12 protein-coding genes are annotated in these 14,700 nt (G+C 69.1%); 3 read left to right on the top strand and 9 right to left on the bottom strand.

Features of this window, described 5'->3' with window-relative positions:
* Positions 1–3: 3 nt before the first annotated feature.
* From resB to hemL, 5 genes are read right to left on the bottom strand one after another with little or no spacing between them, the layout of a single operon-like run.
* Complete coding sequence (gene resB / locus ACLBW1_RS05780; protein ID WP_447810635.1) at positions 4–1,692, bottom strand: cytochrome c biogenesis protein ResB; 1,689 nt, start codon at positions 1,690–1,692, stop codon at positions 4–6.
* Positions 1,689–2,495 carry a cytochrome c biogenesis CcdA family protein gene (locus ACLBW1_RS05775; protein WP_447810634.1) on the bottom strand — a complete coding sequence of 269 codons (807 nt, stop codon included), beginning with the start codon at positions 2,493–2,495 and terminating at the stop codon, positions 1,689–1,691. The genes resB and ACLBW1_RS05775 overlap by 4 nt, the downstream gene beginning before the upstream one ends.
* Entirely contained in the window at positions 2,492–3,145 is a 654-nt protein-coding gene (locus ACLBW1_RS05770) for a TlpA family protein disulfide reductase (RefSeq protein ID WP_447810633.1), read from the bottom strand. The genes ACLBW1_RS05775 and ACLBW1_RS05770 overlap by 4 nt, the downstream gene beginning before the upstream one ends.
* Positions 3,142–3,771 (bottom strand): histidine phosphatase family protein, encoded by a 630-nt coding sequence (locus tag ACLBW1_RS05765; protein WP_447810632.1) that lies wholly within the window; start codon positions 3,769–3,771, stop codon positions 3,142–3,144. The genes ACLBW1_RS05770 and ACLBW1_RS05765 overlap by 4 nt, the downstream gene beginning before the upstream one ends.
* Entirely contained in the window at positions 3,771–5,153 is a 1,383-nt protein-coding gene (gene hemL, locus ACLBW1_RS05760; RefSeq protein ID WP_447810631.1) for a glutamate-1-semialdehyde 2,1-aminomutase, read from the bottom strand. Before hemL ends, ACLBW1_RS05765 begins: the two co-directional genes overlap by 1 nt.
* A gap of 194 nt (positions 5,154–5,347) precedes the next feature.
* Between hemL and ACLBW1_RS05755 the strand changes: the two genes are divergently transcribed.
* Positions 5,348–6,628 carry an EAL domain-containing protein gene (locus tag ACLBW1_RS05755; protein WP_447810630.1) on the top strand — a complete coding sequence of 427 codons (1,281 nt, stop codon included), beginning with the start codon at positions 5,348–5,350 and terminating at the stop codon, positions 6,626–6,628.
* Here ACLBW1_RS05755 and ACLBW1_RS05750 read toward each other — a convergent pair.
* The 3 genes from ACLBW1_RS05750 to ACLBW1_RS05740 all read right to left on the bottom strand — a co-directional run bounded on the left by ACLBW1_RS05750 (position 6,622) and on the right by ACLBW1_RS05740 (position 10,489).
* Complete coding sequence (locus ACLBW1_RS05750; protein WP_447810628.1) at positions 6,622–7,419, bottom strand: SDR family NAD(P)-dependent oxidoreductase; 798 nt, start codon at positions 7,417–7,419, stop codon at positions 6,622–6,624. The two genes, ACLBW1_RS05755 and ACLBW1_RS05750, sit on opposite strands and share 7 nt — an antisense overlap.
* Positions 7,420–7,488: 69 nt before the next feature.
* The gene (locus tag ACLBW1_RS05745; RefSeq protein WP_447810627.1) at positions 7,489–8,769 is read right to left on the bottom strand and encodes a DUF222 domain-containing protein; all 1,281 of its coding nucleotides are present in this window, start codon (positions 8,767–8,769) and stop codon (positions 7,489–7,491) included.
* Positions 8,770–8,959: 190 nt separating this feature from the next.
* The gene (locus ACLBW1_RS05740; RefSeq protein WP_447810626.1) at positions 8,960–10,489 is read right to left on the bottom strand and encodes a PucR family transcriptional regulator; all 1,530 of its coding nucleotides are present in this window, start codon (positions 10,487–10,489) and stop codon (positions 8,960–8,962) included.
* Between the two features lie 160 nt (positions 10,490–10,649).
* Here ACLBW1_RS05740 and ACLBW1_RS05735 point away from each other — a divergent pair, with 160 nt between their 5' ends.
* Together ACLBW1_RS05735 and ACLBW1_RS05730 are read left to right on the top strand one after the other, a co-directional pair.
* The gene (locus tag ACLBW1_RS05735) at positions 10,650–12,053 is read left to right on the top strand and encodes an aminobutyraldehyde dehydrogenase (RefSeq protein WP_447810624.1); all 1,404 of its coding nucleotides are present in this window, start codon (positions 10,650–10,652) and stop codon (positions 12,051–12,053) included.
* Between the two features lie 80 nt (positions 12,054–12,133).
* Positions 12,134–14,065: a primary-amine oxidase gene (locus ACLBW1_RS05730; protein WP_447810623.1), complete on the top strand. Its 1,932-nt coding sequence runs from the start codon at positions 12,134–12,136 to the stop codon at positions 14,063–14,065.
* Positions 14,066–14,084: 19 nt separating this feature from the next.
* Here the strand turns inward: ACLBW1_RS05730 and ACLBW1_RS05725 are convergent, their stop codons facing one another.
* Complete coding sequence (locus tag ACLBW1_RS05725) at positions 14,085–14,693, bottom strand: TetR/AcrR family transcriptional regulator C-terminal domain-containing protein (protein WP_447810621.1); 609 nt, start codon at positions 14,691–14,693, stop codon at positions 14,085–14,087.
* Positions 14,694–14,700: the final 7 nt, after the last annotated feature.

Genomic DNA, 14,700 nt, shown 5'->3' with positions numbered 1-14,700 from the left:
GTGTCACCTTTCGCCGGTGCGCGCGGTGCGTGCGCCGGGTGGGTCGATCTCGAGGAGTCTGCGGACGAGGTCACCGAAACCCTCGCCCCACCCGGCCTGATCGGTCCGGGCGAGACCCGCCATCTCTACTACTGTATGTCGTTTGTCAGCGGCGGCGGAACCGTCAGGTGTGATCCGCGCCCACACCCGACGTCGTTTGATCAGCAGCGACACCAGCAGCCCGACGAGCATCGCGATCGCCGAGATCAGCACGTACTGCTGCGCGGGGTCGTGACTCACCTGCAGCGACACCCACTGCTGGTACCCGTCGAAGCGGACGGTGGTGCCGTCGTCGATGGTGCTCGACTGCCCGACCGCGAGGTTGACCTGCGCTTTCTGCAGCAGACGTCCCTGGTTGATGAGGTTCTGGTCGAGCGAGTAGACGTTCTGCGGGCGCCCGGTGTCGAGACCGGTGTCGCCCTTGTAGATGCGGATCGCGACCTGTGGGTCGCGCGCCTCGGGGAACGACGACGACAGCAGCGAGCCGGTCGCACCGGTCAACAGGGCGGTCGGGGCGAACAGGCCCTCGACGGCGATCTGGTTCTTGCGACGCACGTCGGAGTCGGGGTACAGCCCGGCGGGGGTGTCGAATCGGGCGGCGCCCGAGGACAGCAGCGTGACGGCCTCGTTCGGGGTGAACGGCACGGTCTGGGTGCGCTTCTCCCCGCCCGGGAAGGTGACTGTGAACGTCGGGGCGTAGCCGTGACCGAGGAGGTACACGCGGTCGCCGGCGACGCGCAGCGGGTCGTTGACCTTCAGGGTGGCCGACTTCGTGCGGTCGTTCTCGAGATCGGAACCGGCCTGGTAGTCGACGCGGGCGGAGTACATGTCGGCCTGGCCGCTGGGCAGGTACTTGGCGGTGAAGTCGTCGACCTGCACGCAGAACGGCGCGAGGTCGGTGCCGTCGACGAGGTTGCCGCCGCGGAACGAGTCGTACACCGCGGTCGAGGTGTTGCACAGGCCCTGCTGGCCGTCGGCGACGAGGATGCGGGTGCCCTCGTAGCCCCACATCTTCCCGGCCGCGATCGACACCAGCAGCGCGAGCAGCGCGAAGTGGAACACGAGGTTGCCGAACTCGCGCAGGTAGCCCTTCTCGGCGGAGATCTCGATGATCTCGGTCTGTTCGCCGTCGGGGCCGGTGACGGTGCGGGTGGTCTTCGTGCGTCGCCATCCGCGAAGGTTGCCCATCACGCGGTCGGCGATCTCGCCTGCGTCGCCGTCGACCTCGTGGCGGTCGTGGCGGGGCAGGCGGGTGAAGTTGCGGGGTGCGGCGACCGGTGTCGCGCGCAGGGCCTTGCCGTGTTCGATGAGGCGCGGCGTGAGGCAGCCGACCAGCGAGATGAACAGCAGCACGTAGATCGCGGTGAACCAGACGCTGGAGAACACCTCGAAGAACTGCAGCCGGTCGAGGATCCGGGCCGGGAGGCCGTGGTCGTCGATGTAGGCCTGGGTCTTCTGCGAGTTCAGTTCACGCTGCGGCAGCAGCGCACCGGGTACGGCGGCCAGCGCCAGCAGGAACAGCAGCGCGAGCGCCGTGCGCATCGACGTCAGTGACCGCCACAGGTTGCGGGCGGGCCACACGAGTCGCCGTTTCCACACCGGTGGCGGTGGCGACGCGGCGGGACCGGCGTCGCGGACGATGGTGTCGGTCATATCGGCAACTCCGTGTTGGTGACGAACGCGTCGCGCACCCAGGTGACGAACGAGTCCCACATCCCGGTGACGAGCGCGATGCCGACCGCGATGAGCAGCACGCCGCCGACGACCTGAATCGTGCGGGCGTGGCGACGCATGAAGCCGACCGCGCGCAGGGCGCTCGCCGAACCGAACGCGAGGATCACGAAGGGCAGGCCCAGCCCGAGGCAGTAGGCGATGATCAGGGTGACCCCGCGCACCGCGGTGGAACCCTCGGTGCCGCTGGCGGTCGCGATGACCGCGGCCAGCGTGGGCCCCAGGCACGGCGTCCAGCCGAGCGCGAACACCGCGCCGAGCAGCGGTGCGCCGACGAGGTTCGACACCAGCCGGGGATGGAATCGCGCGTCGCGCTGCAACATCGGGACCAAGCCGATGAACACCAGGCCCATCGCGATGGTCACGACACCGCCGATGCGTTGCAGCACATCACGATTGAGCACGAATGCCGACGTGATGCCGAAGACCGTGGCGGTGGCGAGCACGAACACGACGGTGAACCCGAGCACGAACAGCAGTGCGGCACCGGCCACCCGGGCACGGCCGGTCGACTTCGGTTCGCCCGGGCGCACCGGTGGCGCCTCGGCGCCGACGAGACCGGCGAGATACGACAGGTAGCCCGGCACCAGTGGCACCACACACGGCGAGGCGAACGACACCAGTCCGGCGATCGCGCAGGCGCCGAGCGCGAGGAGGATCGGTCCGGTGCTGACGGTGGAGGCGAAGGTCTCGCCGATACCCGAGGCCAGCGTCACGGTGCTCACGACGGCACCCGGGCGGGCGACGGGGTGGTCGAGGCCGAGGGCGTCGCCGACGGTCCGTCGTAGGGTTCGGCGGCGAGGCGCCGGACGAGCGGTTCGAGTTCCTCGGCGGAGATCGTCCGCAGGAACACCGCCGCCGCACGGTGATAGCGGTCGAGGACGACGGTCGTCGGCACCACCGAGGTCGGCGTGGTGAGGCGGACCAGGGTGCGGCCGGGGTAGTCGAAGATCGACGGGTAGGCGAGCTTGTTGTTGGCGATGTAGTCCTGCGCGTCGGTCTGGTTGTCGCGGAAGTTGATGCCGAGGAACGCGACGCCGAGGCTGCGGGTCCGTTCGAAGGTCTGCTCGAGGTCGCCGACCTCGGCACGACACGGCGCGCACCACTGGCCCCAGACGTTCACCACGACGACGTCGCCGGTGAAGTCCGACAGCGCGAGCGGGCTGTTGTCGACGACGTTCTCGCCGCGGAGCTCCTGGACACGTTTGCGTGACGCCGGCGGGTCGTAGGTGATCGAGGTCTGACCGTTCGGTGACACGAACTCGAAGGTGTCGCCCTGGGCGACGGCGTCGTCGCCGGTACCGCAGCCGGCGAGGACCACCACCAGCGCCACGATGGCCGCGAGCACCGCGCCTGTCCTCACAGCTGGGGTCACGCCCCCGTGGCGAGTGGGTCGGACGCGCCGGCCGGCTCGGAGTACACGATGTCGACGAGGGCGTCGCCGTCGTAGAGGAGGCTGGTGAGCGAGGCCAGCGAACACTGCCGGCGGCGCGGGTCGTGCCACAGACGCTGGCCCTCGAGGAAGCGACGCAGCGTGTAGACGGGCAGCTGGTGGCTGACGCAGACGGCCTCGTGACCGCGGGCGGCGTCGCGGGCCTTGGTGGCGACGGCCAGCATGCGGTGGGCGAGTTGGATGTAGGGCTCACCCCACGACGGCGTGAACGGGTCGCGCATCTTCGGCCAGTGCCGCGGGCGGCGCAGGGCACCGTCGCCGATCGACACCTTCAGTCCCTCGAAGACGTTCTCGGCCTCGATGAGGCCCTCGTCGGTGATGATCGACAGCCCGTGGCGCTCGGCGATGGGGGTGGCGGTCTCCTGGGCGCGCTGCAGCGGGGAGGCGAAGACGGCGGTGATGTCGTGGTCGGCGAGCTCGTCGGCGACGCGGCCGGCCTGTCGGGTGCCGGTGGTCGACAACCCGAAATGCGGCAGACGGCCGTAGAGGATGCCGTCGGGGTTGTGCACCTCGCCGTGTCGCATCATGTGCACGATGGTGCGCTGCATCAGTGGAGCTCCTCGCCGGACGTGGCCGCGGCAGCCGCGGCGGCCGCCGCAGGCATCGCGTCGGCCAGGACACCGAAAGCATCCTCGTCGAGCGCTGCGGACACAAACCACGCCTCGAACGCGCTCGGCGGCGGGTACACACCCCGTGCCAGCAGCGCATGGAAGAACGGCGCAAACCGCCAGGTCTCGCTGTTGCGCACCGCGGCATAGTTCGTGATCGCCACCTCGGGGGTGGAGGTGAAGAACACACTGACCATGTTCGCCGCGTATTGCACGCGGTGGCCGACCCCGGCGGCGGTGAGAGCGTCGGTGATGAGGTCGCCGAGCCGGTGGGAGTTGGCGTCGAGCGCGGCGTAGACCGCGGCGTCGGCGGTGCGCAGTGTGGCCAGTCCGGCGGCGACGGCGACGGGGTTCCCCGACAGCGTGCCCGCCTGGTAGACCGGCCCGGCCGGCGCCAGGTGGTCCATGATGTCGGCCCGCCCGCCGAACGCGGCGGCGGGCAGACCGCCGCTCATGACCTTGCCGAAGGTGTAGAGGTCGCCGGCGACGCCGTCGATGCCGAACCAACCCGACGGGCTGACCCGGAAGCCGGTCATCACCTCGTCGACGATCAGCAGCGCTCCGTTGCGGGCGGTCAGCTCCTTCAGTCCGGCGTTGAACCCGGGCGCCGGCGCGATGGCACCCATGTTTCCCGCGGCGGCCTCGGTGATCACACAGGCGACGGCGTCGGGGTTCTCGGCGAACGCCGCCTCGACCGCGGTGAGGTCGTTGTAGGGCACGACGATGGTGTCGGCGGCCTGGGCGCCGGTGACGCCGGGCGAGGTGGGCAGACCCAGCGTCGCGACGCCCGAGCCCGCGTCGGCCAGCAGCGCGTCGACATGGCCGTGGTAGCAGCCCGCGAACTTGATGATCTTGGTGCGCCCGGTGAATCCACGGGCCAGGCGGACCGCCGACATCGTCGCCTCGGTACCCGAGTTGACCAGTCGTACCCGTTCGACCGGGGCGACGCGCCCGATGATCTCCTCGGCGAGTTCGATCTCGGCTTCGGTCGGCGCGCCGAACGACAGGCCGGTCGTCGCGGCACGTTGCACGGCCTCGACCACGGTCGGGTGGGCGTGACCCAGGATCATCGGGCCCCACGAGCTGATGAGGTCGATGTAGGTGGTGCCGTCGGCGTCGGTCATGCGGCAGCCCTGCGCCGAGGTGATGAACCGCGGTGTGCCGCCGACCGACGAGAAGGCCCGCACCGGCGAGTTCACGCCACCCGGGATCACACCACTGGCCCGCGCGAACAACTCCGCCGATCGGGCGGTCGATGCCGTCGAGTCAGCGGTGGTGGGTGCCGAGAACGAGGAGGGGGACGAGGGAGGGGTCGGGGTCACCTCTCCAGTGTTCCAAACTTTTCCGACCCGCCGTGGTGAGGCCGGTCTCCGTCCCCGCCGGGGAAGCCGAAGGGGGTCGTCGGTGAATCGCTCGATTCCGACACGCTCCGGGGTCGACGTTCTTGCGCGACCGGTCTCCGCCAACGATGATCGACAGGGTTCGGGAGACCGTCTAGAGACAGGCGTGACCTGCTATGACCTACGACCACAGGCGCGCCGAGCGCGCCCTCGCGTCTCCGGTCGAGCCGGTTTTCCAGCCCATCGTCGACCTCCCCACGGGTTCGGTCGTCGGATACGAGGCCCTGTCGCGCTGGCCCGCCGAACCCGACGTCACCCCGCTCGAGCTCTTCGACCTCGCACGCCGATCGGGGCGCCTCGCCGAACTCGACTGGGCCTGTCGGCGCGCCGCGGTCGTCGCGTCGTTGCGGGAGCAGCTGGTCCGGCCGATGAGCGTGTTCATCAACGTCGAGCCCACCGCACTCGGGACGTCTCCGACCTGGCATTTTCCCGGGGATCGCTTCCGCGAGATCACCAGCAACGATCTGCAGATCATCATCGAGTTGACCGAGCGTGACGTGCTCGCGAACCCGGCCGCGGTGCTGGCGACCATCGACTGGGCGCGCGAACGTGACTGCGGTATCGCCCTCGACGACGTGGGACCCAACCCGGAATCGTTGGCACTTCTCCCGCTGATACTCCCCGACGTGGTGAAGCTCGACCGTCGGATCATCACCGATCCGACGGCACCGGGTTCGGCCGACACGGTTTCCTTCGTCATCGACTACGCCGCCGCGACCGGCGCCCACATCCTCTCCGAGGGCATCGAGGACGAGAGCGACATGGCCGCGGCCAGGGCGGTCGGGGCGACGCTCGGGCAGGGGTTCCTGTTGGGGAGGCCAGGCGAGCCCCCGGCGGGCAGACCCGTCGCCGATCTGGGCCGCATGATCCGACCCTTCCCGGCGGGCCCACCGCCCCTGCAGACCCCGGCCGACGTCCTCGACCGGCTGCCGCCGCAGATCATCGACTACGCGACCATCATGCGGGTCTTCGACACGGTCACCTCGCTCGGCGACGAACTCATCACCCCCGGATGCATGGTCGTCGCGGTGCAGAACGCCGAGTCGTTCCAGACCCGGTTCGGGCACCAGTACGCCGAGTTCGCCCGCAAGCACACCCTCGTCGGCGTCGTCGGGGCCGGCGACTTCGACGTGCCCGGGGTCCGCGGGCCGAACGGCCCGAACGCCGGTTTCCCGGGCCAGTTCGCGTTCGCGATCCTGACCCAGAACTACGCCGCCACCATCGTCGCCCGCGACCTCGGCGACAGCGGGCCCCTCACCGATCGTCGATATGCCTGGTACTACACCCACGACCGGTCGGCCGTACGTGACGTGGCGCGCTGCATCGTGTCCCGCCTGGCCCCCCGCGCCTCCCCCTCCGGCGCTGCCCCGACCCGCCCGGAGCAGCGAGTTCAGTAGTAGACGGGCCCGGGGACACCCCCACCGACCGCGATCGCGTCGCCGGTGATGGCGATGCTGCGTGGCGATGCGAGGAACGCCACGACGTCGGCGACCTCGGGTGCGTCGACGACCCGCCGGATCGAGTTGGTCGCGAGCTCCTGCTCCAGACTCGCCATCGAGACCTGTTCGCGTGCAGCACGTTCGGTGAGGCGTTCAATGAGTCGCTCGGTGCGGGTGAGCCCCGGGTGGACCACGGTGACGTTGATCCCCTTCGGTCCGAGTTCGTCGGCGAGGTTCTTCGTGAGGGCCGACACGCTGACGTTGCGGACGGTGTGCGCGATCGACGTCGCCTGGCGTGCACCCAGGCCACTGATGTTGATGATGCGACCCCACCCCTGCGCCACCATGTGCGGTGTCACCGCCCGCGCGGTCCGTAGGTAACCCAGCACCTTGATCTCGATCTCGGCGCGCACCACGTCATCGGTGATGGCGTCGAACTCGGTCGGCTTGCCTGCGCTCCACGGTGTGGCGGCGCTGTTCACGAGGATGTCGACGCCACCCAGCTCGGCGACGGCCTGCTCGACGAGGTGATCGACCGACCCCTGATCGGCGGTGTCGACGACGATCGCGAACACCCGGCCGCCGTCCGCGGTCGTCAACTCGGCGGCAGTCGCCTCCAGCCGTTGCGGCTCACGCGCCGCCACCACGACATCGGCCCCCTCGGCTGCCAATCCCCTCGCGATGGCCTTTCCGATGCCGCTGCTCCCACCGGTGACGATGGCGCGCTTCCCGCTCAGCTGTAGGTCCATGGGTCTCACACTATGGAGTTGTCAAGGTTCTCGAACGTCCCGATGCGGGGCGTTGGTTCTATGACGGCGCTATGCGGCGATCGGTTCCGCGGTCGTCAAAGTTCTTCTGTTGTAGGCCGGTAGAGGTACGCGGCGTGGGTCGATGGTTGCGGGTGGGATGAGCCAGGGGTGTCGGTCGTGGCCCATGACGATGTCCCAGCCGGCGGTGTGGACCGTGACGTGACACGACCGGCAGAGGAGGCAGCCGTTGTCGACGGTGGTCGGTCCGCCGTCGGCGAAGTGGATGATGTGGTGGACGTCGCACCACGACGCCGGGGCGCCGCATTTGATGCAGCTCTGGTCGCGGGTGAGGACGACTTTGCGTGCGTTGCCGGTGAACAACCGTTTCTGGGCGGCGACGGAGATGGGTGCTCCGTTGAGGTCGACACCGATCCCGAGAACCTTCGCGTCGCAAGCCAGAAGTTTTGTCGTCAGGTCGGAGATCGGTCCGAGCCAGGTCAACCGAGCCGGCTCCGGGGCGCGGGACTCGACGCTCTCCAGTGGAACAGTCACGACGATCTCGGTGGACGGTGGCCCGGACAGTGCGTCGGGCGACAGTCCGCGGCTCGCGGCCTCCAACATCTGGGCGAAGGCATCGGCCCGCCGGCGAGCGGCGGTCCGTGGGTCGGGGGTGCCGTCAGGTTCAGGGCGCGGCCGCGACGCAGTATCCAACGCGGTGACGAGTCGTTCACCGGTGGCGACGTCGAGGTCGAATTCACCCCGCAACCGGCCGTCGTCGGATTGTTTCCACGCCAGTTCATTCAATGCGGCGTCCTCGGCCACAGGCACGTTCGGCGTTTCGGCGGGGGTGTGGGCGATCGCAGCAGCGCGGGCATCGGCGACGACCTCCGCGGGTGTCTTCCCGGCGATCGCGTACCCGATCAGCCGCCGCTCGAGACTCGACACGACATCGGAGTCGAGTGGTTCCCCGGTGCGGCGCGCGACGTGGTCGATACCGCGCGCGACGGCGTCGAGGTGTTCAGCCGACACCGAACCATCGCGGGAATGACGCGCCACCCCCGGCAAAACATCGCGGGCACGCCCGAGGCGGATCAAGCGTGACGCCACCGCAGGTGCGACTCCATTGGCACACAACACTTCCCGCAGCGACATCCCCGACCGTCGGGCGACGCCGACACGGTCGGCCTGGGCGGTCAATCGTGCGAGCAGGTCGTCGGCCACCGCCCGCAAGGCCACGACGCCGCGAATGGCAGCGATAATCGAGGCGTCATCATCGGCGACGACGGTGTCTCGTGTGCGGTGGTCGTCGATGAGTGAGTCGGCCAATGCAAGAATTGATCCCCCGGTCATACCTCAATCGTACGGACGTTCGGAGAACCGCGCAAGGGTCAAATCCACCGAATCCTGTTGACAGCTGGGCGAATAACGCATGGGCGACGGCCCCGATCACCACACTACCGCGCGGGTACGACAGAACTGGGCGGCAGCGACGCATCCATCCACAAGCCGATCTCGAAGAGAAATCGGCCGCGCACAAAGATCAGCGACGTTTCCCGAGCGGGCGGTCGCCACTGAGGAGGATGAGCAGGAGTTCGGCGCGGGTGCGGGCGTCGGCGAGGTCGACGCCGAGGAGGCCTTCGATCCGGAACACCCTCTGTCGCAACGTGTGCCGGTGCACGCCGATCGCTGCGGCCGCGGATTCCCAGTGTCCGTTGGCCTCGAGGAAGCGGCGCAGCGTGGTCACGAGGTCGGCGCCGCCGGCGGCATGTACATCCAGCAGTGGGCGCAGCCGTATGTCGTGTAGTCCGCGCAGGCCATCCTGGACCTCGTCGATCGCCAACACCGATCGCGTCGCCACCAGATCGACCACCTCCCCGTCGACGGCGGCCCGAGCGGCCTGGCGGGCCTGTCCGGTCGACACGGCGATGTCGCACAACGGAACCGGGTCGCCGAGGCCGGCGCGCATCCGGAGTCCTGCAGCCAACAGCTCGGCGGTCGTGGCGTCGTCGTCCCCGCGGAGCAGCACCACCACCTCCCGGCCGTCCCTCGTGCAGAAGACCGGGCGCCACCTCTGCTCGAGCGCCGAGGACAATCGACCTACGGCGTCGACGGCCACTGCGGCCGAACGGAACTCGTAGACGACCACCCGCACGTGACCGTCGCCGTCGGCGGCCCGGAGCAGCATCGTCTCCGCGGTGGCCGGCAACCGGTCGCCGCGCACCGCGAACCCCAACACGTCCGAGTGCAGCTGCGCCCGTTCGGCGGCGACGTCGCCGGCACCGTTGTGTTGCAACGTGATCAACGACGATGCGTGCCCCACCAAGACGCGCTGCAGATCACCCAGCGGTCGGTCGCCGATCACCGCGAGGTGACCCACCACCGCACCGCCGGAACTGATGCGCTGCACGGTGATCGTGTGGTCGGCGGTGATCGTGACCCCCGCGGCCGACGCCGCGCCACCCGAGCGCCAGTGATCGGGACCGATCGCGCGGCGCACGTGCGTCATCGCGGCCGGGTCGGCCGCACCTGGACGACTGCACACCACACGGCCGTCACGGTCGATCACCACCACGGTGTGGTCGAGCGCCGCCGCGAGCTCGCCGGCGAGCGCCGGGACACCACCGGCGATGACGGCCCGGGTCATCGCCGGCTGGCTGCGGGCGGCTCGGGTGAACTGCGCGTAGCGATCGTCGGCGACGCGGTCGAGCAGGGTGCGCGCGATCGCGGAGAACGGGATGGGCAGCGGGACCTCGAGCACCGGGAGTCCGAGATCGGTGCCGATGTCGACGAGGTCGTCGGGCACGGTGTCGTAGCCCAGCCCGGTCCCGAAGCCGACTGCCGCGACACCGGCGTCGGCGAGGCTGGCGAGATAGCGCCGGCGACCCTCACGATCGTCGGGTAACCGCATCCCCGTGGTCAGCAGCAGCTCTCCGCCCGACAGCCAGTCGGCGGCGTCGACGAGCTCGGAGGTGAGCGCGCAGTCGATCGGCCGGTCGAGCCCGAGGCGCCCGGTGCACGACCGCAGGTCGAGGGCGCGTTGATCGAGGAGCCATCCGACCGTCGTCGCCACTCCGATCACCCCTTTCAACTGCGCGGATACCGCGACGCTACTCCGTTTCGTCCACGTGCAAGGGCATCGGATGGACAGATTGTCAGGGGCACCCCTCCACTCACACGGGAAACACTGATCGACAAGCCACCCATCGTCGCCTGAGGAGGCAACCACCCGTATGACCACACCGACCGTGCTGCGAAACTGGATCAACGGCGAGTTCGTCGATGCGACGGGCACCGAGGTCATCGATGTGGTCAACCCGATCGACGAGACGGTCGTGGCCCGCTCCCCCATCTCCAGCGCCGCCGACGTGGATGCGGCCATGGCGGCGGCGAAGGCGGCCTTCGCGTCGTGGGGCACCACCACACCCTCGACCCGCCAGAAGGCACTGCTGCGTCTCGCCGACGCGATCGAGGCCAACTCCGATCGGATCGTCGCCGCGCAGGCACGCAACACGGGCCAGCCCGATCAGCAGATCGCCGACGAGGAGGTCACCGTCGGCGCCGATCAGATCCGCTTCTTCGCCGGCGCTGCCCGCATGCTCGAGGGAAAGGCCGCCGGCGAGTACATGGAGGGCTTCACCTCCTACGTCCGGCGCGAGCCGATCGGGGTGGTCGGTCAGGTCACCCCGTGGAACTACCCGCTGATGATGGCGCTGTGGAAGATCGGTCCCGCGCTGGCCGCGGGCAACACCATCGTCCTCAAACCCAGCGACACCACCCCGGAGAGCACGCTCGTCCTCGCCGAGATCAGCAAGAGCATCCTCCCCGACGGCGTGCTCAACATCGTGCTCGGCAACGGTGAGACCGGAGCGGCCGTCGTCAGCCACCCGACGCCCGGACTGGTCGCGATCACCGGTTCGGTGCGGGCCGGTATCGCCGTCGCGGTCGCGGCGGCGAAGAACCTCAAGCGGGCGCACCTCGAACTCGGCGGCAAGGCACCGGCGGTCGTGTTCGCCGACGCCGACCTCGAGAAGTCCGTCGCCCCCATCGCCGACGCGGCCTTCTTCAACGCCGGTCAGGACTGCACCGCCGTCACGCGCATCCTCGTGCACTCCTCGATCCACGACGCCTTCGTCGACAAGCTCGTCGCCTACACCGCCGACGTCACGGTGCCCCCGTTGAACAACCTTGACCACTTCGGCAAGGTCACCGCCATCCTCGACTCCGTCCCGCCCCACGCGACGGTCGCCATCGGCGGCAAGCGCAAGGGCGAGAAGGGGTTCTTCGTCGAACCGACGGTGATCACCGGGGTGCATCAGGACGACAAGCTGGTGCAGGCGGAGACGTTCGGCCCGGTCGTCACGGTGCAGTCGTTCACCGACGAGGCCGAGGCGATCGCCCTCGCCAACGGCGTCGACTACGGTCTCGCGTCGAGCGTGTGGACCACCGACCACGCCACCGCCAACCGGATGTCGGCCGCCCTCGATTTCGGTTGCGTCTGGATCAACTGCCACATCCCGCTGGTCGCCGAGATGCCCCACGGCGGATTCAAGAACTCCGGCTACGGCAAAGACCTCTCCGGCTATGGCGTGGAGGACTACACGCGCATCAAACATGTGATGAGCTCGGTCGACTAGGACCGCCATGATCCCCGCCTGCGCGGTCGTAACCCGGCCGCGCAGGCGTGTTTTCCCTCCCACTCCAGGAGTCACCCCACGTGATCAGTCATCCCCTCGACCCCCTCGACACCGACGAGTTCCGTTCGGTGACCGCCATTCTTGCGCAGGCGCACGGTGTGGGTCCGGGGTGGCGGTACTGCTCGATCGAGATGGCCGAGCCGGGGAAAGCCGAACTCGCCGCGTTCGAGGCCGACGGCACGGTGCCGACCCGACGCGCGCTGGTCACCCTGCTCCACAGCGCCCGCAACGAGACCCACAAGGCGGTGGTGTCGCTCACCGACAGCGCAGTCGAGTCGTTCGAACACATCCCCGGTGTGCAGGCCAATTTCACCGTCGACGAGTTCGAGGAGTGCGACCGCGTGCTGCGCGCGCACCCCGATGTGATCGCCGCCCTCGCCCGACGCGGCATCACCGACATCGACCTGGTGTTCATGGACACCTGGACCTACGGCGCCGCGGTGATGCCGCCGGAGTGGGCCGATCGACGGCTCGGCTGGTCGGACACATGGCTGCGTTCGGAGCCCGGCGCCAACCCCTACGCGCACCCGGTGTCGGGGCTGCACTGCGTGATCGACGTGAACACGATGGAGCTGCTCCGTATCGAGGACTCGTTCGACGGCGCGGGCGGCGCGATCGATCCACCGGAGGTGATGGGTGAGTACGTCCCGTCGCTGATACCCGAACGCATCCGGGCGCAATCGCGGCGAGAACCCCTGAAGCCGTTGGAGATCACGCAGCCCGACGGTCCGTCGTTCACCCTCGACGGCAATCTGTTGCAGTGGCAGAACTGGTCGCTGCGGGTGGGGTTCAACCACCGCGAGGGCATGACGCTGCACACGGTCAGCTACCGCGACGGCGACCGCGAGAGGTCGGTCGCGCACCGGATGTCGTTCGCGGAGATGATGGTTCCCTACCGCGACCACTGCGAGGACCACTACCGACGCACCGCCTTCGACATCGGCGAGTGGGGCCTGGGGTTCATGACGACGTCGCTGGAACTGGGGTGCGACTGCCTCGGCGAGATCCGGTACCTCGATGCGACGCTGCACGACAGCGCCGGCGAGCCGTACACCATCACCAACGCCATCTGCATCCACGAGGAGGACGACGCCGTCCTGTGGAAGCACGTCGACCACGACGCCGGCGCCGAGGTGCGTCGCGTGCGACGGCTCACGGTCAGCTTCCACGTGACCGTCGCCAACTACGAGTACCTCGTGTACTGGCGTTTCCACCAGGACGGCAACATCCAGTGCGAGGTGCGCGCCACCGGGATCATGGTGACCACCCCGATCGCGCCCGGCGCCGACCACCCGCACGGCACACTCGTCGACGAACGCACGTATGCGCCGTTCCACCAACACTTCCTGGTCGCGCGACTCGATCTCGACGTCGACGGGACCGACAACACCGTGGTGATGAGCGAGACCGAGGCCGAGCCGATGGGCCCCGACAACCCGTACGGACTGTCGTTGGTGCAGCGCAACACACCGCTGCGGACGGAGTCCGAGGGCAAGCAGGACATGAACTGGGCGAGCCAGCGGGCGTGGAAGGTGGTCAACCCCAACACCACCAACGGCCTGGGCACGCATCCGGCCTATAAGCTGATCCCCGGCGACGCCATCCCGTCGATGTTCGACCCCGCGTCGCCGATCTTCGCGCGCGCCGAGGTCATCGGCCACACGCTGTGGGTGACCCCGAACAGCGCCGACGAACGTTGGCCTGCAGGCGAGTTCGTGAACCAGTCGGCCGGCGACACCGGACTCGGCGCGTGGACGAAGGCCGATCGCCCGATCGAGAACACCGATGTCGTGCTCTGGTACGTGTTCGGCGTCCACCACATCACCCGGCCCGAGGACTGGCCGGTGATGCCCGCCGACACCGTCTCGTTCTGGCTCAAGCCATTCGGGTTCTTCGACCGCAATCCCTCGCTCGACGTCGCCCCGTCACCCGGTGGTCACTGCCACAGCTGAGGTCGCACCCTCGGGCTCCTCAGCGACGCGCGACGAGCTCCGACCATCCCGCGATGAGCGCCGCGAGGCCGGCCTCGAACGCCCGGTCGGCCCGGTCGGGCGTGTTCGCGTGCGCGAGGACCTCGGCGAGATCGGGGGCGCTGGTCCCCTCGACCGACCAGACCTCGACGGGCGCAGCGAGATCCAATGCCGAGCCCAGTACGAAGGCGTCGAGGGTGGTGATCGCGTCGAGGGTCTGTGGCGCCGACATGCCGCCGCGGCGGAACGTCCGCGCCAACGACTCGTACATGGCCAGCGCGGCGTGGGATCGGACGGTGTGCGCGGTCAGCAGCGGGATCAACCGCGGGTGTGCCGCGTAGGCGTCGCGGTACGACCGCGCGATGACGGTGATCGCGGCGGTCCACTCGAGCTCTGACGGCGCATCGACCGTCACGGCCGACATCGCCCGTTCGCGTAGGAGTTCCACGATCTCACCGCGCCCGCCGACGTGGTTGTACAGCGAGGACGGCCGCACGTTCAAGGCCCCGGCGACGCCCGGCATCGTGAAATCACCCGCGGTGTCGACAGCACGCAGCGCGGCGTCGACGATGAGATCGACCGACAGCAGGGGTCGGCTCGGGCGCGGCATGGCAGTC

This window comes from Williamsia sp. M5A3_1d, from assembly GCF_053345315.1.
The sequence above is the reverse complement of the archived record's forward strand: the minus strand, read 5'-3'. Positions and strand labels throughout refer to the sequence as shown.